Source organism: Pseudomonas sp. B329, assembly GCF_023127835.1.
GTDB lineage: Bacteria > Pseudomonadota > Gammaproteobacteria > Pseudomonadales > Pseudomonadaceae > Aquipseudomonas > Aquipseudomonas synxantha_A.
This window is the reverse complement of record NZ_SPKP01000042.1, coordinates 8,865-27,335: the sequence shown is the minus strand read 5'-3', so window position 1 is coordinate 27,335 and position 18,471 is coordinate 8,865. Positions and strand designations below refer to the sequence as shown.

Here is an 18,471-nt window from a genome sequence, read left to right as displayed (position 1 = left end):
ATCTTTTTTGAAAAAAACTGATTTTATTTAAGGGCTTAGGGCAATTTGCAGACCAAGCGCCTTTGCCCTCGCGCCCTGGCGTGCGAGAATGCGCGCACTTTTCTTCCCCCTCTCGATGGTTAATCACGCGTAATGACTGCACAACTTATCGACGGCAAATCAATCGCCGCCAGCCTGCGCCAGCAGATCGCCAAACGCGTCACCGAGCGTCGCCAGCAAGGCCTGCGCACGCCTGGCCTCGCGGTGATCCTGGTCGGCAGCGATCCTGCCTCTCAGGTTTATGTCTCGCACAAGCGTAAAGACTGTGAAGAGGTCGGCTTTATTTCCAAAGCCTACGACTTGCCTTCTGACACCACTCAACAGGCCCTGACCGACCTGATTGACCGCCTCAACGATGATCCGGAAATGGACGGCATCCTGCTGCAGCTGCCGCTGCCCGAGCACCTGGACGCCTCCAAGTTGCTGGAACGCATCCGCCCGGACAAAGACGTCGACGGTTTCCACCCTTATAACGTCGGCCGCCTGGCCCAACGTATCCCGCTGCTGCGCCCATGCACACCCAAAGGCATCATGACCTTGCTGGAAAGCACCGGGGTCGATCTCTATGGTCTGGACGCAGTCGTGGTAGGCGCATCCAATATCGTCGGTCGCCCGATGGCCATGGAGCTGCTGCTGGCCGGCTGCACCGTGACCGTCACCCACCGCTTCACCAAGGACCTGGCTGGCCACGTTGGCCGCGCCGACCTGGTGGTGGTCGCTGCTGGCAAGCCGGGGTTGGTCAAAGGTGAATGGATCAAGGAAGGCGCCATCGTCATCGACGTGGGCATCAACCGCCAGGATGACGGCAAGCTGGTCGGCGACGTCGTCTACGACACTGCCCTGCCCCGCGCCGGCTGGATCACGCCAGTGCCAGGTGGTGTCGGACCGATGACCCGCGCCTGCCTGTTGGAAAATACCTTGTACGCAGCAGAAACCCTGCACGGTTAATAACCAGGCGTAATGAAAAAGCCCTGCCTTAGTGCGGGGCTTTTTATTGCCTGAGAAAAAACTGTTTTTTCTTAGTTTTTAAGCACTTTCATCCGGTTCTGGAAGAACATTCGACAGTTTCTGATCCATACTCCTAGAATGTAACGTCATTTTTCATAAAGCCCGTTCCCGAACGGTATTTCCTTACTTTTTAGCGAGTTCATCCGCGTGAAAATTCGTCTCTCTATTGTCGGCCTGTTTTTCGCTTTGACAGGCACCTTCGCCCACGCCGCCGAATCCACCCTGGCCCCGCGTGACGCCTCCAAACTGCAAATCGCCTCCGGCAGCGCCATGCTGGTGGACTTGCAAACCAACAAAGTCATTTATTCCAGCAATCCCGACGTGGTGGTCCCCATCGCTTCAGTGAGCAAACTGATGACCGGCCTGATCGTGCTGGAAGCCAAGCAGAACATGGATGAGTACATCGACATCAACATCACCGACACGCCAGAGATGAAAGGCGTGTTCTCCCGGGTAAAAATCGGCAGCCAGATGCCGCGCAAGGAAATGCTGCTGATTGCGCTGATGTCCTCGGAAAACCGCGCCGCGGCGAGCCTGGCCCACCACTATCCGGGTGGCTATGCGGCATTCATTGCGGCGATGAACGCCAAGGCCAAGTCCCTGGGGATGACCAGCACCCACTATGTGGAGCCTACCGGCCTGTCGATCCATAACGTCTCGACCGCTCGCGACCTGAGCAAGCTGCTGGCGTACGCGCGTAAATTCCCGATGCTGAGCCAGTTGAGCACCACCAAGGAAAAGACCGTGGCGTTCCGCAAGCCCAACTACACCTTGGGTTTCTCCAACACCGACCACCTGATCAACCGCGCCAACTGGGACATTAAGCTGACCAAGACCGGCTTCACTAACCAGGCGGGGCATTGCCTGGTGCTGGTCACAAGCATGGGCAACCGCCCGGTTTCGCTGGTGATCCTGGATGCCTTTGGCAAGTTCACCCACTTTGCCGACGCCAGCCGGATTCGCAGCTGGGTTGAGACCGGCAAAGGCGGCGCGGTGCCGGACGTTGCGTTGCGCTACAAGGCTGACAAGAATCTGAAGAACCGGGGGAATGCGGTAGAAGTTCGCCGCTAACTAACCACCATCTTATTGAAATAAGCAGGCCCAATGTGGGAGGGGGCTTGCTCCCGATGGCGGTGTGCCAGGCTATAAAACTTATCCTGATCAACCGCTATCGGGAGCAAGCCCCCTCCCACATTTTTATTTGCGTTCTGCCAACACTTTGAGCGCTTGGGCCGCTGCCCCTTCCTGCCCCGCCTGGCCTGTTGCATTCGCCGCATCACGCCAGCGCTGCGCATCCACATTGGCCGGTAATTGGCTCGGCCGCTGTGTGAGGATAGCCCAGTGCCCCGCGCTCTTCCACGCCGACTCGAAGTCGCTGAATTCCATAATCAATCGGCGCTCGTTTCCAGAGCGCAACAACACCGTGCTCTTCTGCTGGTTGAACCCCACCACCACGACATAGCGCGCTCCGGACCAGAAGCTGGAATTGATTCGCGCCATCACCGGGTAACCCGCCGCCACCTGCGCCAGCACCGCGGTCAGCTTGGCGTCCAGTGGGTACACCATCAGCCCGTATTCGCGCGCCAGCACCTGCATGTTGCGTTCGAGGTTCGCCTCAGCACCCGGCAGGCGCAGCGGCTTGTCCAGCAACCCCGGTGTCATGACAATGCCTTGTTGCGACAGCATACTGGCAAGTGCCGTAGGACCGCTCTGATAAGCCTCGCTGCGAAAGGTCGGCACGCCGTTGAGTTCAACGCGCTCCGGCAGGCCGGACAGCTTCGACGGTTGGCTGGAACAAGCCGTTAACCCCAGGGCACAAGCCAGCAAGATGGATGTTTTAAGGTTCGAGCGTAAGCGCAATGTTTTACTCTCTTGATCAACGGGCGGTGAGGGCCCTGATCATAGGATGCTCTTGAGCGCGGGTATAGCCTGGCACATCAGTAAAGCACCCGCGATAGAGCAAACAAGTTGGACAGACACGACCATTGGTCAATAGCAGGCAACCGCCAGGTAGCTAGACTGTCCATTGAGAAGACTGTGTGTGCCCCAAGTGGGCGAAAGGAGGCCCGAATGAGCCTTGCGACGACAATTTTTCTGTTGATCTGTGGTTGGTTGGCAGTGGCCGCGGCCATGTTGTGGGGGGTCATGCGCGTGACTCGCCGGCATCATCACCCCCACGTCAAACCTGCCGCGCCCGCCAAGCCTCCCAAGGCGACGGCCCATCACGCCTAGCCAGGCATGCAATTGAAGTCTTGGGTGGCGGCGATTTCCTTGCCGTGCCCGTCCTTGAGGGATGCACGCACGGTGGTGCCCAGGCTCGACTCTTCCAGTGTGTAATGCTCACCCGCCTTGAAGTGTTTGTATTCCACCCGGCCCTGGCAGTCTTGCTGGTTGTCGTCGCCGGGTTCGTCTTCAAACAAGGTCACGTCCAGCCGATGGTCACCGGGGCTGACTTCAAAGTAGCGCCCGTCATCGACGCGTTTACCGTCCACCCGCTCGGCCATCAGGTCATTTGGCGCTTCCTCTTTCAGGCCGATCCAGGCTTGGCTCGGGTCGGCCTTGGGCAGCGGGCCGGCGCAGGCCGAGAGCAACACAACAACGCTCAGCATAGGTATCAACAACAGGGTTTTCAGTGACATGGCAGGGCTCCAAAGAACATCAAAAAAAGACGTATCCAATGGCTGGCAAGCTTGAAGAGCCGGCGTTTGCAGAACAAATGAATACAAATGAAACGATCTTCAGCCATTACCTAAATCTTCCTTCACCTGGCTGAAAGGTGCGTGTTAGGTGGGTCGGGCAAGACTGCCGGGGTTTGCAATCCTGCTCTTCTCGGAGACTCACGCATGCTCGGGCTGGTAAAGACCGCACTGCAAAAGCCGTACACGTTTATCGTGTTGGCCATATTCATCTGCATCATCGGGCCCATGGCGGCCCTGCGTACGCCCACTGATGTGTTTCCCGATATCGGCATACCCGTGGTCGCGGTGGTCTGGCAGTACAACGGCCTGTCCCCGGACGCCATGGCCGGGCGGGTGATCTACACCTATGAACGCTCCTTGAGCACCACCGTCAACGACATCGAACATATCGAATCGCAATCACTGCCCGGCATGGGTATCGTCAAGATCTTCTTCCAGCCCGGCGTCGATATCCGCACCGCCAACGCCCAGGTCACAGCGGTGTCGCAAACCGTGCTCAAGCAGATGCCACCGGGCATCACGCCGCCGCTGATCCTCAACTACAGCGCCTCCACGGTGCCGATCCTGCAAATGGCGTTCTCCAGCCCGAGCCTTTCGGAAGCCAGGATCCGCGACCTGGTGCAGAACAACATCCGCCTGCCCCTGAGCGCGCTGCCCGGCCTGGCCATGCCCACGCCGATGGGCGGCAAGCAGCGTCAGATCACCCTCGACCTCGACCCCCAGGCCCTGGCTGCCAAGGGCTTGTCGGCCCAGGACGTCGGCAATGCCCTGGCTTTGCAGAACCAGATCATCCCGGTGGGCACCGCCAAGCTGGGTTCCAACGAATACACGATCCTGCTCAACAACAGCCCCAAGGCCATTGATGAACTCAATGACCTGCCGATCAAAACAGTCGACGGCGCAATCATCACCATCGGCCAGGTCGCCCATGTGCGCGACGGTTCGCCGCCACAAACCAACATCGTGCGCGTCGACGGCCATCGCGCGGTGCTGATGCCGGCGTTGAAGAACGGCAGCATCTCTACCCTGTCGATCATCGACGGCATCCGCCAGATGCTGCCACGCATCAACGAAACCCTGCCGCCTTCACTGAAAACCTCACTGCTGGGTGATGCCTCGGTGTTCGTCAAGCAATCGGTGGGCAGCGTAGCCCAGGAAGGCATCATTGCCGCGCTGCTCACCAGTGCGATGATCCTGTTGTTTCTCGGCAGTTGGCGCTCGACCTTGATCATCGCCGCGTCGATTCCGCTGGCGGTGCTCTCGGCCATCGCGCTGCTGGCGGTCAGCGGGCAAACCCTCAACGTGATGACTCTCGGCGGGCTGGCGTTGGCGGTGGGGATTCTGGTGGACGACGCCACAGTGACCATCGAAAACATCAACTGGCACCTGGAACAAGGCAAGGCGGTGAACACTGCGATCCTCGACGGTGCCGCGCAAATCGTCGGCCCGGCGTTTGTCTCGCTGCTGTGCATCTGCATCGTGTTTGTGCCGATGTTTTTGCTGCAAGGCATCGCCGGTTATCTGTTCCGGCCAATGGCGCTGGCGGTGATCTTTGCCATGGCCAGTTCGTTCATCCTCTCGCGCACCCTGGTGCCGACGCTGGCGATGTTCCTGCTCAAGCCGCATACGCCGGAGCAAGGCGTGGGGCATCATCCCGAAGATCAATTCATCAACCATCATGAGGGTGAGCAACACGCGAAACCGCGCAATGCGTTGCTGCAATCGGTGCTGAATTTCCAACAGGGCTTTGAGCGTCACTTCTCCAATATCCGTGACACTTACCATGGCTTGCTGACGTTGGCGCTGGGGGCGCGAAAGCGCTTCATTGTCGGCTTCCTGGCCTGCGTAATCGCCTCATTCGCGTTGCTGCCGAGCCTGGGCCAGGACTTTTTCCCGGCCACCGATGCCGGTGCCCTCGCGCTGCATGTGCGCTTGCCGCTGGGCACGCGAATCGAGGAAAGCGCCGCTGCGTTCGATCGCATCGAAGCACGCATTCGCGAGGTCATCCCCGCCGACGAACTCGACACCATCGTCGACAATATCGGCATCCCGCTCAGCGGTATCGACATGGCCTACAGCAGCAGCGGCACCATCGGCCCTCAGGATGGCGATATCCAGGTCACCCTGAATAAGCACCACGCCCCCACCGCCGACTACGTGAAAAAACTGCGTGAAGCCCTGCCGCAAAGTTTCCCCGGCAGCCACTTTGCGTTCCTGCCGGCAGACATCAGCAGCCAGATTCTCAACTTCGGCGCGCCGGCCCCGCTGGATGTGAAAATCTCCGGGCGTAGCGATGCAGAAAACCGCGCTTACGCCGTAGAACTCGAACGACGCTTGCAACACGTACCAGGCATTGCAGACCTGCGTATCCAGCAGTCCACCGGTTACCCCTCCTTGCAGGTCAATGTCGACCGCCTGCGCGCCAACGGCTTGGGTATTACCGAAAAAGACGTCACCAACAGCATGGTCGCCTCCCTGGCCGGCAGCTCCCAGGTGGCACCGACCTTCTGGCTCAACCCGGCCAATGGCGTGTCCTATTCCATCGTCGCCGCCACCCCGCAGTACCGTCTCGACAGCCTGCCATCACTGGAGGCCCTACCGGTGACCGGTGCCGATGGCCAATCGCAAATCCTCGGGGGCGTGGCGACCATCTCCCGCGTACAAAGCCCGGCGGTGGTCACCCACTACAACATCGAACCGACCCTGGACCTGTATGCCAACGTACAAGGTCGCGACCTGGGCGGCGTGGCCCGTGATGTGCAAAAAGTGCTGGACGACACTGCATCCATGCGTCCCAAAGGCGCGACCATCAGCCTGCACGGGCAAATCGATGCGCTGCATGAGGCGTTCAGTGGTTTGAGCTTGGGGCTGCTCGGCGCCGTGGTGCTGATCTACTTGCTGATCGTGGTCAACTTCCAGTCCTGGGCCGACCCCTTTGTGATCATCACGGCGTTACCGGCCGCACTGGCGGGGATCGTGTGGATGCTGTTCCTCAGCGGCACCTCGTTATCGGTCCCGGCGCTCACCGGCGCCATCCTGTGCATGGGCGTGGCCACCGCCAACTCGATCCTGGTGGTGAGCTTCTGCCGTGAACGCCTGGCCGAACATGGCGACGCGTTGAAAGCCGCCATGGAAGCCGGTTACACGCGCTTTCGCCCAGTGTGCATGACCGCCCTGGCAATGATCATCGGCATGTTGCCCCTGGCGCTGTCCGAGGAGCAAAACGCGCCGCTGGGCCGCGCCGTTATCGGCGGTTTGATCTTCGCCACCATCGCCACTCTGTTGTTTGTACCCGTGGTCTTCAGCCTGGTCCACGGCCGTCACCCTACTCGCGCAATTGCTGGAGAAACGCCCCATGTCGTCTGATCACAAACCCTCGCGCAAGCGTCTGATGCTGATGGGTGTCGGCGGCCTGACCCTCGCTGCCCTGTTGGTCGCCAGCGGCTTGCACGCCCGCACGCTGCACGAACGTTCAGTCGCTGCCTGGACCGAAACGGCGGCCATTCCCCAAGTGATGGTGTTGCAACCCCAACAGAACACTGCCGGCGATACGCTGCGCTTGCCGGCGCACCTGGAAGCCTGGAGCACAGCGCCGATCCATGCGCGGGTCAGCGGCTATCTGAAAGACTGGAAAGTGGATATGGGCACGCAGGTCAAGGCCGGGCAAATCCTCGCCGAAATCGACAGCCCTGACCTCGACCAGCAACTGGCGCAGACTCACGCACGGCTGATTCAGGAACAGGCCAATGCACGTCTGGCAGCCACCACTGCCACGCGCTGGCAACACCTGTTGGCGAGCCATTCGGTGTCGCGTCAGGAAGCCGATGAAAAAACCTCGAACGCCGCCGCGACCACAGCCAATGCCGAGGCTGGCGCAGCGGACTACGCTCGCTTGTCAGCATTGGAGGGCTACAAAACCCTGCGTGCGCCATTCGCTGGCACCATCACTGCGCGGCATACCGATATCGGTCAGTTGATCAAAGCCGATACCGACAGCGATCTGGCGCTGTTCACCCTGGCCGACACCCACCAACTGCGCCTGTATGTGCCGGTGCCGCAGAACTACGCGGCAGTGATCCATCCGGGCCTGGAAGCCGAGTTGACCGTGCCTGAGCACCCAGGCGAACACTTCAAGGCGCGCCTGATCGGTGACTCCACCGCCATCGACCGCCGCTCCGGCACCCTGCTCGCCCAGTTCGTCGTCGACAACCCCAGCGGTGAATTGCTACCGGGCGACTACGCCGAAGCCAGCCTGCCGATTCCGGCCGATACTCACGGCGTGAGCATCCCGGCCAGCGCCTTGATCTTCCGCGCCCAGGGTACGCAAGTGGCGGTGTTGGATGGGCAGAATCATGTGCACCTGCAAGACATCCACATCGGTCTGGACCTGGGCGAGCGCCTAGTGATCGACCAGGGTTTGAAAGCCACCGACCACATCATCGACAACCCGCCCGATGCCCTGCGCGAAGGCGACCCGGTGCAACTGGCCGACGCCGCCGGAGGTGCCCATGCGCCCAAGGCTTAAACCGCTCGCGGCGTTGATACTGCTGGCGTTGCAGGGTTGCTCAATGGCACCGACCTATACCGCGCCATCGATTGACCTGCCCGCCCACTACCGCGAACAGACCAGCGACGGCCCATGGCACAGCGCGCAACCGTCCGATCAGTTGGCGACCCAGTGGTGGCAACTCTATAACGATCCAACGTTGAACAAGCTGCAGCAGCAATTGCTCAACAGCAACCCGGACCTGGCCGCGGCACTGGCGCACTTCGATGCCTCCCAGGCGTATGCCAGCCAGTTGCACGCCGGGCTGTTCCCGCAAATCAGCGCCAGCGCACAGCCGCAGCGCCAACGGCAATCGGACGCGAGACCGTTGCGCGGCACAACGCAGCCGTCGGTGTACAACAGCAACGTCGCCGGGTTTTCGTTGAGCTACGACCTGGACCTGTGGGGCAAGATTCGCAATCAGGTCGCGGCCGGTGACGCTCAGGCGCAAGCGTCAGGCGATGACTTGGCGGTGGCTCGCCTGAGCCTGCAACGGCAGTTGACGACGTTATATGTGCAACTCAATGGCCTGGATGCACAGAGCCGAATACTCGACAGCTCGCTGGAGGATTTCAGCCAGGCGCTGCAACTGACGCGCAGTCGCTACGAAGGCCAGATTGCCTCGGAACTGGACCTGACCCGCGCGCAAAATCAACTGGCCGAGGCCAAGGCGCAGCGGGATGAGGTGCGTGGCCAACGCAACCTGACCGAGCATGCAATCGGCGAGTTGGTGGGCGTGGCGGCCAGTGACTTTTCATTGCCGCACAGCCCGCAGTTGATGGCCTTGCCAAGGATTCCATCGCAGTTGCCAAGCCACTTGCTGCAACGTCGCCCGGACATTGCCGCGGCTGAACGCCGCGTGTTTGCGGCCAACGCAAATATCGGCGTAGCCAAGGCGGCGTGGTATCCGGATTTCAGCCTGACCGGGTTGATAGGCGGGCAGACGCAAGGCGTCGGCAATCTGCTGTCAGCTGGCAATCGCTATTGGGCGTTGGGGCCGTTGGTGAACCTGCCGATCTTTGATGGCGGGCGGTTGAGTGCCAATGAGCGCCAGGCCAAGGCCGAGTTTGAAGAGGCGTCGGCGCAATACCGTAGCCATGTGTTGCAAGCCGTACGAGAGGTAGAGGACAACCTGGGGCAACTGAGGGACTTGCAGCAGCAAGCCCAGGATGAACAGGCGGCGGCGCAGGCGGCGCAACATACCCAGGCGTTGGCGATGAACAGCTATCAGGCGGGGGCGGTGAGTTATCTGGATGTGGTCACCGCACAAACTGCGGCGCTACAGGCGCAGCGCACATTACAGGCCGTACAGACGCGGCAGTTGGTGGCAAGTGTGGGGCTTTTGACCGCACTCGGCGGTGGCTGGCAACCTGGCGCCTGACGTCAATACCGCAATCGGGAGCAAGCCCCCTCCCACACTGGTCCTGCGCCAGACACAACCTGTATGAACATGCCCCCTCTGTGGGAGGAGCTGCCCACCTTCCCACACTGGTGCCGCGCCAGACACACTATGTATGAACACCGCGGCCCCCTGTGGGAGGGGGTTTGCTCCCGATTGCGTCCGCCCGGACACATCCTGCCATAAGCCTGCCCGTCAGTTATTGGCACTGCAATCTAGCCTCTCCAAGCACAACACGAGAGGGCCATGGAATGGCAGATCTACCCGCGTCACACCGCCTGCGCATCGGGCGCTTCAGTGAACCGAACCGCGTCTACCTGATCACCACTAATACGCATGAACGCATTCGCCTATTCAGCGACTTTCATCTCGGGCGCCTGGTGGTCTGGCAGTTTCGGCTCGCTCAGTACCAAGGGCTGGTGAATTCTCTGGCATGGGTGATCATGCCCGACCACTTTCACTGGATTTTCGAACTGAAAAAAGGCTCGCTGGCGGACTTGATGTGCCAGGTAAAATCCAAAAGCACACGCACCGTGAATGGTGCTAGCGGACGCAACGGGCGGCTGTGGCAGGAAAGCTTCCATGATCGGGTGCTGCGCAAGGAAGATGACCTGATCAAAATGGCCAGGTATGTGGTGGCTAGCCCATTGCGAGCGGGCTTGGTCGAGCGAATTGGCGACTACCCCCTGTGGGATGCCATCTGGGTGTAACTTCAAAAAAAGTCCAAATGTGGGAGGGGGCTTGCTCCCGATAGCGGCGGGTCAGCGACGGACAAATTGACTGACACACCGTCATCGGGAGCAAGCCCCCTCCCACATTTTCAACCGCTGGCGATAGCTGCTGAAGCTGCCACCATGGCGCGCAACAACACCGCACACCCCGCCGCCAGATCATCCGGCGCGGCATTTTCGATTTCGTTATGGCTGATGCCACCTTCACACGGCACGAAGATCATCCCCGCCGGACCAAGCTCGGCGACGAAGATTGCGTCGTGCCCTGCCCCGCTGACAATGTCCATATTCGACAGGCCCAACCCATTGGCCGCATCGCGCACGGCGTCGACGCAGCCTTTGTCGAAGTACAGCGGCGGGAAGTCGGCGGTGGGTTCCATCTCGTAACTCAGCCCATGTTTGGCACAAGTGTCCTCAATCACCTGGCGCACCTGGGCAATCATCGAGTCCAGCCGTGCTGGCTCTAAATGACGGAAATCCAGGGTCATGCGTACCTCCCCCGGAATCACGTTGCGCGACCCTGGATACGCTTGCAGGCAACCCACCGTGCCACAGGCGTGCGGCTGATGCCCCAGCGCCGCCGCATTCACCGCCGCCACCACCACCGCTGCGCCCACCAGGGCATCCTTGCGCAGGTGCATCGGCGTCGGGCCGGCGTGCGCCTCGACACCGCGCAGTTTGAGGTCGAACCACTTTTGTCCGAGGGCGCCGAGTACAACGCCGATGGTTTTCTTTTCATCCTCAAGAATCGGCCCTTGCTCGATGTGCGCCTCGAAATAGGCGCCAACCTTATGCCCACTCTCGGGGCGGGTCCCGGCATAGCCGATGGCATTCAACGCATCGCCGACGCTGACGCCGTCCGCATCGACCTTGGCCAGGGTATCGGCCAGGCTGAATTTTTCGGCGAACACGCCGGAGCCCATCATGCACGGTGGAAACCGCGAACCTTCCTCGTTGGTCCACACCACCACTTCCAACGGCGCCTCGGTTTCAATCTTGAGGTCGTTAAGGGTGCGCAACACTTCCACCCCCGCCAGTACACCGAAGCAACCGTCGAACTTGCCGCCGGTAGGCTGGGTATCGATATGGCTGCCGGTCATCACCGGCGGCAGGTCCGCGTTGCGCCCTGGACGGCGGGCGAAGATATTGCCGATACCGTCGATGCTTACGGTACAGCCGGCTTCTTCGCACCACTGCACGAAGAGATCGCGGGCCTTGCGGTCAAGGTCGGTAAGGGCCAGGCGACACACCCCGCCCTTGGGGGTGGCGCCGAGCTTGGCCAGGTCCATCAGCGACTGCCACAGGCGGTCGCGGTTGATGTGCTGATGGGTCGATTGCAGAACGTCGAGGGCAGCGTTCATGGGGATCTCCTCAGGCTGTATTTCTTATGATTGGAACAGGTGGCACGCAGTCCAATGTGGGAGGGGGCTTGCTCCCGATAGCAGTGGCCGAGTTGATATGTGCATGACTGATACACCGCCATCGGGGGCAAGCCCCCTCCCACATTGACCGCGTTCACAAGGATGATTTGGCTGCGACCGGGTTGATACCGCGCTTGGCATTGAGCCCGTAATACAACACCCCGCCCAACGCCGAACCGGTAAACCAGCCATAGCTGTAGAACCAACTGAACGCATCGCTGCCCAGCGACAACAGGGTCAGCACCACCGGCACGCCAAAGGCGATGAAACCACTCCAGTTCCACGCCGGGTACACGTCATCACGGTAAAGTCCTGCCAGGTCCAGTTGCTGTTTGCGGGTGATGAAGTAGTCCACCACCATGATCCCGGCAATCGGGCCCAGCAGGCTCGAATAGCCGAGCAACCAATTGGAGTAAACGGTCTCCAGGCTGACATCGGAAACGATCAACCCAAGCTTTTTCAGCAGCTCATGGGCCATCAGCGCCAGCCCTACCAGCCCGGTCAGGATCACCGCGGTGGTGCGGTTGATCAGCTTGGGCGCGATGTTCTGGAAGTCGTTGGTGGGCGAAACGATGTTCGCCGCCGTGTTGGTGGACAAGGTGGCGACGATGATCAGCGCCATCGCCACGGCCACCCACACCGGGCTCTGGATATGGCCGATCAGGGTCACCGGGTCGGAGACGCTGACGCCCACCAGTTTCACCGAGGCGGCGGTCATGATCACGCCGAGGGCGGCGAACAGGAACATGGTCAGCGGCAGGCCGAAGATCTGCCCGAGGATCTGGTCTTTCTGGCTCTTGGCGTAGCGGCTGAAGTCGGGAATGTTCAGCGACAAGGTGGCCCAGAAGCCTACCATCGCGGTCAGACCCGCCATGAAATAGCCGGTGAGGCTTGCGCCTTCAGGGCGTTTGGGTGGGATCGCCATCAGCTCGCTGAGGGACACATTCGGCATCGCCCACACCAGCAGGCCGATACCTACCGCCACCAACAACGGCGCCGACAGGGTTTCCAGGCGCTTGATCGACTCGGCACCGCGCAACACCACCCACAGGTTCAGGCACCAGAAAATCATGAAGCCGATCACTTCACCGGTACCACCCAGCGACTTCCAACCCTCGAAAATCGAACCGAGAAACAGGTGAATCGCCAACCCGCCAAACATCGTCTGGATCCCGAACCAGCCACAGGCCACCAACGCGCGAATCAGGCACGGCACGTTGGAACCGAGAATGCCGAATGACGAGCGCAACAGCACCGGAAACGGGATGCCGTACTTGGTGCCGGGAAATGCGTTGAGCGTCAGCGGGATCAACACCACGATATTGGCCAGCAGGATCGCTATCAGCGCCTCGCCCACCGACAAGCCGAAATACGCGGTGAGTACCCCGCCGAGGGTGTAGGTCGGCACGCAAATCGACATACCGACCCACAATGCGGTGATGTGCCATTTGTTCCAGGTGCGCTCATGCACCTTGGTGGGTGCCATGTCATGGTTGTAGCGAGGGCTGTCGAGGACGTCGGGGCCGGCGTCGAGTTCGTACAGGCCGTTGCGCTCGATGACTTGCGATCTGTTCTGTTGCATGGCCGCTCCACGGTTTTTTTTAAAATTATTTTTGCTCACCTGCACGCTGTGTACAGGAGGCCGGAGTACCGCATAAACAACATGACATCTCGGGCCCCGACCAATTGCCTTTGCACTCAATTACCGTGCCGACAACGGCTGCTGAACCCGCACCACTTATATAACATGCTGATGTTTATCAGCTTTCCGAGTGAGCCTGGGTTACTTGCCGCGCTATTGGGGCCAGCCATTGCGCAAGTTGCCAGAACCGTCAGGTCTCAATCTGGTGCAACACAATTATTTTTATTTTTCAGTGCCGTCAAGAGGCATATCTCAAGCGCCTGATTTGCAATAAGAAATGTTGCTCAAAAACAGAAGCTGTCAAGTGCGTCAAAATGGTGAGCGCTCGCTACATTTTGGTGATTTTTTTATTTTTATCTTTTAATTCAGTCACTTAATTTAATTATAAGCTTAAGAAAAATCTTCTTGCTCAATCGAAAAACTCGGGCTAGTTTCTATTCCTGTCACCGATGACAGGAATTAATCCTCCATCGACCGGCAGTATTACAACACTTAGAACTGGCATAAGCCGGTCAAGCCTGTGAGGAACTCGACATGTCGCTGTTGATCCGTGGCGCAACCGTTATTACCCATGATGAAAGTTACCGCGCCGATGTGTTATGCGCAGGCGGTCTAATTCGGGCCATTGGCACCGATCTGGATATTCCCGCCGGCACTGAAATACTCGATGGCAGCGGCCAATACTTGATGCCAGGCGGCATCGATCCCCACACCCATATGCAACTGCCCTTCATGGGCACCGTGGCCAGCGAAGACTTTTTCAGTGGTACGGCCGCAGGCTTGGCCGGTGGTACCACGTCGATCATCGACTTTGTGATTCCCAACCCGCAGCAATCGTTGATGGAAGCCTTCCACCAGTGGCGCGGCTGGGCAGAAAAGTCCGCATCCGACTATGGCTTCCATGTAGCGATCACCTGGTGGAGCGAGCAGGTACGCGAGGAAATGGCCGAACTGGTCAGCCATCACGGCATCAACAGCTTCAAGCATTTCATGGCTTACAAGAACGCAATCATGGCCGCCGACGATACCTTGGTAGCCAGCTTCGAACGCTGCCTGGAGCTGGGCGCGGTGCCTACCGTTCATGCGGAAAACGGCGAGCTGGTGTATCACCTGCAACGCAAGCTGATGGCCCAGGGCATCACCGGACCGGAAGCCCATCCGCTGTCGCGCCCATCCCAGGTGGAAGGCGAAGCGGCCAGCCGCGCAATACGAATTGCCGAGACCATCGGCACGCCGCTGTACCTGGTGCATGTGTCGACCAAAGAGGCGCTGGATGAAATCACCTACGCTCGGGGCAAGGGCCAGGCGGTGTACGGTGAAGTACTCGCCGGCCACTTGCTGCTGGACGACAGCGTCTACCAGCACCCGGATTGGGAGACCGCCGCCGGTTATGTCATGAGCCCACCGTTCCGTCCGCGCGGGCATCAGGAGGCCCTGTGGCACGGCCTGCAATCGGGCAACCTGCACACCACCGCGACTGACCACTGCTGCTTCTGCGCCGAGCAAAAAGCCGCCGGGCGTGACGACTTCAGCAAGATCCCCAACGGCACCGCCGGTATCGAAGACCGCATGGCGCTGCTGTGGCACGAAGGCGTCAACACGGGGCGCCTGTCGATGCAGGCGTTCGTTGCGCTGACCTCCACCAACACGGCGAAAATCTTCAACCTCTACCCCCGTAAAGGCGCGATTCGCGTCGGGGCGGATGCCGACCTGGTGCTCTGGGACCCTGAAGGCACGCGAACCATTTCGGCCAAGACCCACCACCAGCAGGTCGACTTCAACATCTTCGAAGGCAAGACCGTGCGCGGCGTGCCGAGCCACACCATCAGCCAGGGCAAGCTGGTCTGGGCCGATGGCGACCTGCGCGCAGAACGGGGTGCCGGGCGCTATGTGGAGCGGCCGGCGTATCCCTCGGTGTTCGAGCAGTTGAGCAAGCGGGCAGCGCTTTCCAAACCAGTGGCTGTGAACCGCTGAACCCGCTATCGGGAGCAAGCCCCCTCCCACAGTGGAACGCATTCCAATGTGGGAGGGGCGGTGCGACGATTCGACTTGCTCCCGATGAGGCCCGAACAATCAACACAAAAACCAATGCCCATCAGAGGCAGCACCTCAATAACCGTGAGGCCAATACCGTGATCCAGACCCTGACCCACCTTCCCCACCCCCGCGATGACGCGGCCACCCTCGCCAGCCAGTTCAGCGACCTGGCACCGCCGCTCAACGCCCGGCAAGCGCATCTGGAAGCCTCGCGCTGCCTGTACTGTTACGACGCACCGTGCGTGAACGCATGCCCCAGCGAGATCGACATCCCGTCGTTCATCCGCAATATCCACACCGAGAACGTGCAAGGCGCTGCGCAGAAAATCCTCTCGGCCAACATCCTCGGCGGCAGTTGCGCTCGGGTTTGCCCCACGGAGATCCTGTGCCAGCAAGCCTGCGTGCGTAACAACGCCGAAGAATGCGCGCCGGTGCTGATCGGTTTGTTACAACGCTACGCCATCGACAACGCGCACTTCAGCGAACACCCGTTCCAGCGCGCCGCGCCCACCGGTAAGCGCATCGCCGTGGTCGGCGCCGGGCCGGCGGGGTTGGCCTGCGCCCACCGCGCCGCGTTGCACGGCCATGACGTGGTGGTTTTCGAAGCGCAGGAGAAAGCCGGCGGCCTGAATGAATACGGGATCGCCAAGTACAAGCTGGTGGATGATTTTGCTCAGAAAGAACTGGATTTCCTTCTGCAAGTAGGCGGCATCGAAATCCGCCATGGCCAGCGCCTGGGCGACAATCTGACCTTGAGCGAACTGCATCAGCAATTCGATTCGGTGTTCCTCGGCCTCGGCCTGGCGGCCAGCAAACAGCTCGGCTTGGCCCACGAAGACGCCCCCGGCCTGCTCGCCGCCACCGACTACATCCGCGAGCTGCGCCAGGCCGATGACCTCACCCAACTGCCCCTGGCCGACCGCTGCATCGTGCTCGGCGCGGGCAATACCGCCATCGACATGGCCGTGCAAATGGCCCGCCTCGGTGCCCGCGAGGTAAACCTTGTGTACCGCCGTGGCCTGGCGGACATGGGCGCGACCCAACACGAACAAGACATTGCCAAGGCCAATCAAGTGCGGCTGCTGACCTGGGCCCAACCCGACGAAGTGTTGCTCGACGACCAGGGCCGCGTACGCGGTATGCGCCTGGCCCGCACCCACCTGGAAAATGGTCGCTTGCTACCGACGGGGGAAACCTTCGAACTGGCCGCCGATGCGATCTTCAAGGCCATCGGCCAAGGCTTTGACAACGACGCACTGCACGACCTGCTGGCCCAGCAACTGCACCGCGTGGGCGAGCGCATCTTTGTCGATGAACAGCTGCGTACCAGTATCCCCGGCGTGTATGCCGGCGGCGATTGCGTCAACCTTGGCCAGGACCTCACCGTGCAGGCCGTGCAACACGGCAAGCTGGCCGCCGAGGCCATGCACGCCCAACTCATGCTGAATGTGGAGGCTGCGTAATGGCCGATCTCTCGATTGTATTCGCCGGTATCAAAGCCCCCAATCCGTTCTGGCTGGCCTCCGCGCCGCCCACCGACAAAGCCTACAACGTGGTCCGTGCGTTCGAAGCCGGCTGGGGTGGCGTGGTGTGGAAAACCCTGGGCGAAGACCCGGCGGCGGTGAACGTGTCGTCACGCTACTCGGCGCATTTCGGGGCGAATCGTGAAGTGCTGGGCATCAACAATATCGAACTGATCACCGACCGCTCACTGGAGATCAACCTGCGGGAAATCACCCAGGTGAAAAAGGACTGGCCTGACCGTGCACTGATCGTATCGCTGATGGTGCCATGTGTTGAGGAGTCCTGGAAAAACATCCTGCCTCTGGTGGAGGCGACCGGCTGCGACGGCATCGAGTTGAATTTCGGCTGCCCCCACGGGATGCCCGAACGTGGCATGGGCGCAGCGGTCGGCCAGGTGCCGGAGTATGTGGAACAGGTGACACGCTGGTGCAAGACATATTGCTCGCTGCCGGTGATCGTCAAGCTCACGCCCAACATCACCGACATCCGCGTGGCGGCGCGGGCAGCGTATCGCGGCGGCGCGGACGCGGTGTCGTTGATCAACACCATCAATTCCATCACCAGCGTGGATTTGGAGCGCATGGTCGCCCTGCCGGTGGTCGGCACCCAGAGTACCCACGGCGGTTACTGCGGTTCGGCGGTCAAGCCGATCGCCCTGAACATGGTCGCCGAAATCGCCCGTGACCCGCAGACCCAGGGCTTGCCGATCTGCGGCATCGGCGGTATCGGCAACTGGCGCGATGCAGCGGAATTCGTCGCCCTGGGCTGTGGCGCAGTGCAGGTGTGCACGGCGGCGATGCTGCATGGCTTCAGGATTGTGGACGAGATGAAGGACGGCCTGTCGCGGTGGATGGACAGCCAGGGTTACACCAGCCTGCAGGACTTTTCCGGGCGGGCCGTGGGTAACACCACGGATTGGAAGTACCTGGATATCAACTACCAGGTGATCGCCAGGATCGATCAGGCGGCGTGTATCGGTTGTGGGCGTTGCCACATTGCCTGTGAGGACACTTCACACCAGGCAATCGCCAGTTTGAAACAGGCGGACGGCACGCATAAGTATGAAGTGATTGATGATGAGTGCGTGGGCTGCAACTTGTGCCAGATCACCTGTCCGGTGGCGGACTGCATCGAGATGGTGCCGATGGACACCGGCAAGCCATTTTTGAATTGGACGCAGGATCCGCGTAATCCGTATCGGGAAGCTGTGTAGCCTTTAGACCGCTATCGCAGGCAAGCCAGCTCCCACAGTTGACCGCATTTTGTCTGAAGGAATGCAGTCGAATGTGGGAGCTGGCTTGCCTGCGATGGGCATGGGTATCTACACAACTTCTGGTATGGCGCTGTCCCTGTGGGAGGGGCGGTGCGACGATTCGACTTGCTCCCGATGGCGGCCTTAGGGCCGACCAGGATGCCGGATCAAAC

At 60.5% G+C, this 18,471-nt stretch carries 14 protein-coding genes; 10 read left to right on the top strand and 4 right to left on the bottom strand.

The features are described 5' to 3' along the window. Positions 1-132: 132 nt before the first annotated feature. Complete coding sequence (gene folD, locus E4P00_RS19095) at positions 133-987, top strand: bifunctional methylenetetrahydrofolate dehydrogenase/methenyltetrahydrofolate cyclohydrolase FolD (RefSeq protein WP_005789300.1); 855 nt, start codon at positions 133-135, stop codon at positions 985-987. 207 nt (positions 988-1,194) lie between these two features. Continuing rightward, on the top strand, positions 1,195-2,118 hold the full coding sequence (pbpG, locus tag E4P00_RS19090) for a D-alanyl-D-alanine endopeptidase (protein ID WP_078821725.1): 924 nt from the start codon (positions 1,195-1,197) through the stop codon (positions 2,116-2,118). Between the two features lie 126 nt (positions 2,119-2,244). Here the strand turns inward: pbpG and E4P00_RS19085 are convergent, their stop codons facing one another. Beyond that, positions 2,245-2,907 (bottom strand): peptidase C39 family protein, encoded by a 663-nt coding sequence (locus E4P00_RS19085; protein WP_032880515.1) that lies wholly within the window; start codon positions 2,905-2,907, stop codon positions 2,245-2,247. A gap of 210 nt (positions 2,908-3,117) precedes the next feature. Between E4P00_RS19085 and E4P00_RS19080 the strand changes: the two genes are divergently transcribed. Then, entirely contained in the window at positions 3,118-3,279 is a 162-nt protein-coding gene (locus E4P00_RS19080) for a hypothetical protein (RefSeq protein ID WP_005789305.1), read from the top strand. Here the strand turns inward: E4P00_RS19080 and E4P00_RS19075 are convergent. Next, entirely contained in the window at positions 3,276-3,686 is a 411-nt protein-coding gene (locus tag E4P00_RS19075) for a hypothetical protein (RefSeq protein ID WP_005789306.1), read from the bottom strand. The genes E4P00_RS19080 and E4P00_RS19075 overlap by 4 nt on opposite strands. A 204-nt stretch (positions 3,687-3,890) precedes the next feature. Here E4P00_RS19075 and E4P00_RS19070 point away from each other — a divergent pair, with 204 nt between their 5' ends. From E4P00_RS19070 to E4P00_RS19055, 4 genes are all read left to right on the top strand, one after another. After that, entirely contained in the window at positions 3,891-7,112 is a 3,222-nt protein-coding gene (locus E4P00_RS19070) for an efflux RND transporter permease subunit (protein ID WP_248132538.1), read from the top strand. Next, complete coding sequence (locus tag E4P00_RS19065; protein ID WP_248128245.1) at positions 7,102-8,271, top strand: efflux RND transporter periplasmic adaptor subunit; 1,170 nt, start codon at positions 7,102-7,104, stop codon at positions 8,269-8,271. The genes E4P00_RS19070 and E4P00_RS19065 overlap by 11 nt, the downstream gene beginning before the upstream one ends. Further along, positions 8,255-9,673 (top strand): efflux transporter outer membrane subunit, encoded by a 1,419-nt coding sequence (locus E4P00_RS19060; protein ID WP_248132536.1) that lies wholly within the window; start codon positions 8,255-8,257, stop codon positions 9,671-9,673. Before E4P00_RS19065 ends, E4P00_RS19060 begins: the two co-directional genes overlap by 17 nt. A 269-nt stretch (positions 9,674-9,942) precedes the next feature. After that, positions 9,943-10,401 (top strand): transposase, encoded by a 459-nt coding sequence (locus E4P00_RS19055; protein ID WP_248132534.1) that lies wholly within the window; start codon positions 9,943-9,945, stop codon positions 10,399-10,401. A gap of 110 nt (positions 10,402-10,511) precedes the next feature. On the opposite strand, the gene E4P00_RS19050 is transcribed toward E4P00_RS19055, so the two are convergent. Together E4P00_RS19050 and E4P00_RS19045 are read right to left on the bottom strand one after the other, a co-directional pair. Then, complete coding sequence (locus E4P00_RS19050) at positions 10,512-11,783, bottom strand: Zn-dependent hydrolase (RefSeq protein ID WP_216091752.1); 1,272 nt, start codon at positions 11,781-11,783, stop codon at positions 10,512-10,514. 154 nt (positions 11,784-11,937) lie between these two features. Beyond that, the gene (locus E4P00_RS19045; protein WP_216091753.1) at positions 11,938-13,425 is read right to left on the bottom strand and encodes an NCS1 family nucleobase:cation symporter-1; all 1,488 of its coding nucleotides are present in this window, start codon (positions 13,423-13,425) and stop codon (positions 11,938-11,940) included. A gap of 594 nt (positions 13,426-14,019) precedes the next feature. Between E4P00_RS19045 and hydA the strand changes: the two genes are divergently transcribed. From hydA to preA, 3 genes are all read left to right on the top strand, one after another. Next, positions 14,020-15,459 carry a dihydropyrimidinase gene (gene hydA, locus E4P00_RS19040; protein WP_078821738.1) on the top strand — a complete coding sequence of 480 codons (1,440 nt, stop codon included), beginning with the start codon at positions 14,020-14,022 and terminating at the stop codon, positions 15,457-15,459. A gap of 158 nt (positions 15,460-15,617) precedes the next feature. Further along, complete coding sequence (locus E4P00_RS19035) at positions 15,618-16,985, top strand: NAD(P)-dependent oxidoreductase (RefSeq protein WP_248132531.1); 1,368 nt, start codon at positions 15,618-15,620, stop codon at positions 16,983-16,985. Next, entirely contained in the window at positions 16,985-18,259 is a 1,275-nt protein-coding gene (preA, locus tag E4P00_RS19030) for an NAD-dependent dihydropyrimidine dehydrogenase subunit PreA (protein ID WP_032880504.1), read from the top strand. Before E4P00_RS19035 ends, preA begins: the two co-directional genes overlap by 1 nt. Positions 18,260-18,471: the final 212 nt, after the last annotated feature.

Excerpts from the sequence above, each read along its gene's own strand:
- folD (WP_005789300.1), top strand. The coding sequence starts at position 133 with ATGACTGCACAACTTATCGACGGCAAATCAATCGCCGCCAGCCTGCGC.
- E4P00_RS19065 (WP_248128245.1), top strand. The coding sequence starts at position 7,102 with ATGTCGTCTGATCACAAACCCTCGCGCAAGCGTCTGATGCTGATGGGT.
- preA (WP_032880504.1), top strand. The coding sequence starts at position 16,985 with ATGGCCGATCTCTCGATTGTATTCGCCGGTATCAAAGCCCCCAATCCG.
- hydA (WP_078821738.1), top strand. The coding sequence starts at position 14,020 with ATGTCGCTGTTGATCCGTGGCGCAACCGTTATTACCCATGATGAAAGT.
- E4P00_RS19055 (WP_248132534.1), top strand. The coding sequence starts at position 9,943 with ATGGCAGATCTACCCGCGTCACACCGCCTGCGCATCGGGCGCTTCAGT.
- E4P00_RS19060 (WP_248132536.1), top strand. The coding sequence starts at position 8,255 with ATGCGCCCAAGGCTTAAACCGCTCGCGGCGTTGATACTGCTGGCGTTG.
- E4P00_RS19070 (WP_248132538.1), top strand. The coding sequence starts at position 3,891 with ATGCTCGGGCTGGTAAAGACCGCACTGCAAAAGCCGTACACGTTTATC.
- E4P00_RS19050 (WP_216091752.1), bottom strand. The coding sequence starts at position 11,783 with ATGAACGCTGCCCTCGACGTTCTGCAATCGACCCATCAGCACATCAAC.
- E4P00_RS19075 (WP_005789306.1), bottom strand. The coding sequence starts at position 3,686 with ATGTCACTGAAAACCCTGTTGTTGATACCTATGCTGAGCGTTGTTGTG.
- E4P00_RS19045 (WP_216091753.1), bottom strand. The coding sequence starts at position 13,425 with ATGCAACAGAACAGATCGCAAGTCATCGAGCGCAACGGCCTGTACGAA.
- E4P00_RS19080 (WP_005789305.1), top strand. The coding sequence starts at position 3,118 with ATGAGCCTTGCGACGACAATTTTTCTGTTGATCTGTGGTTGGTTGGCA.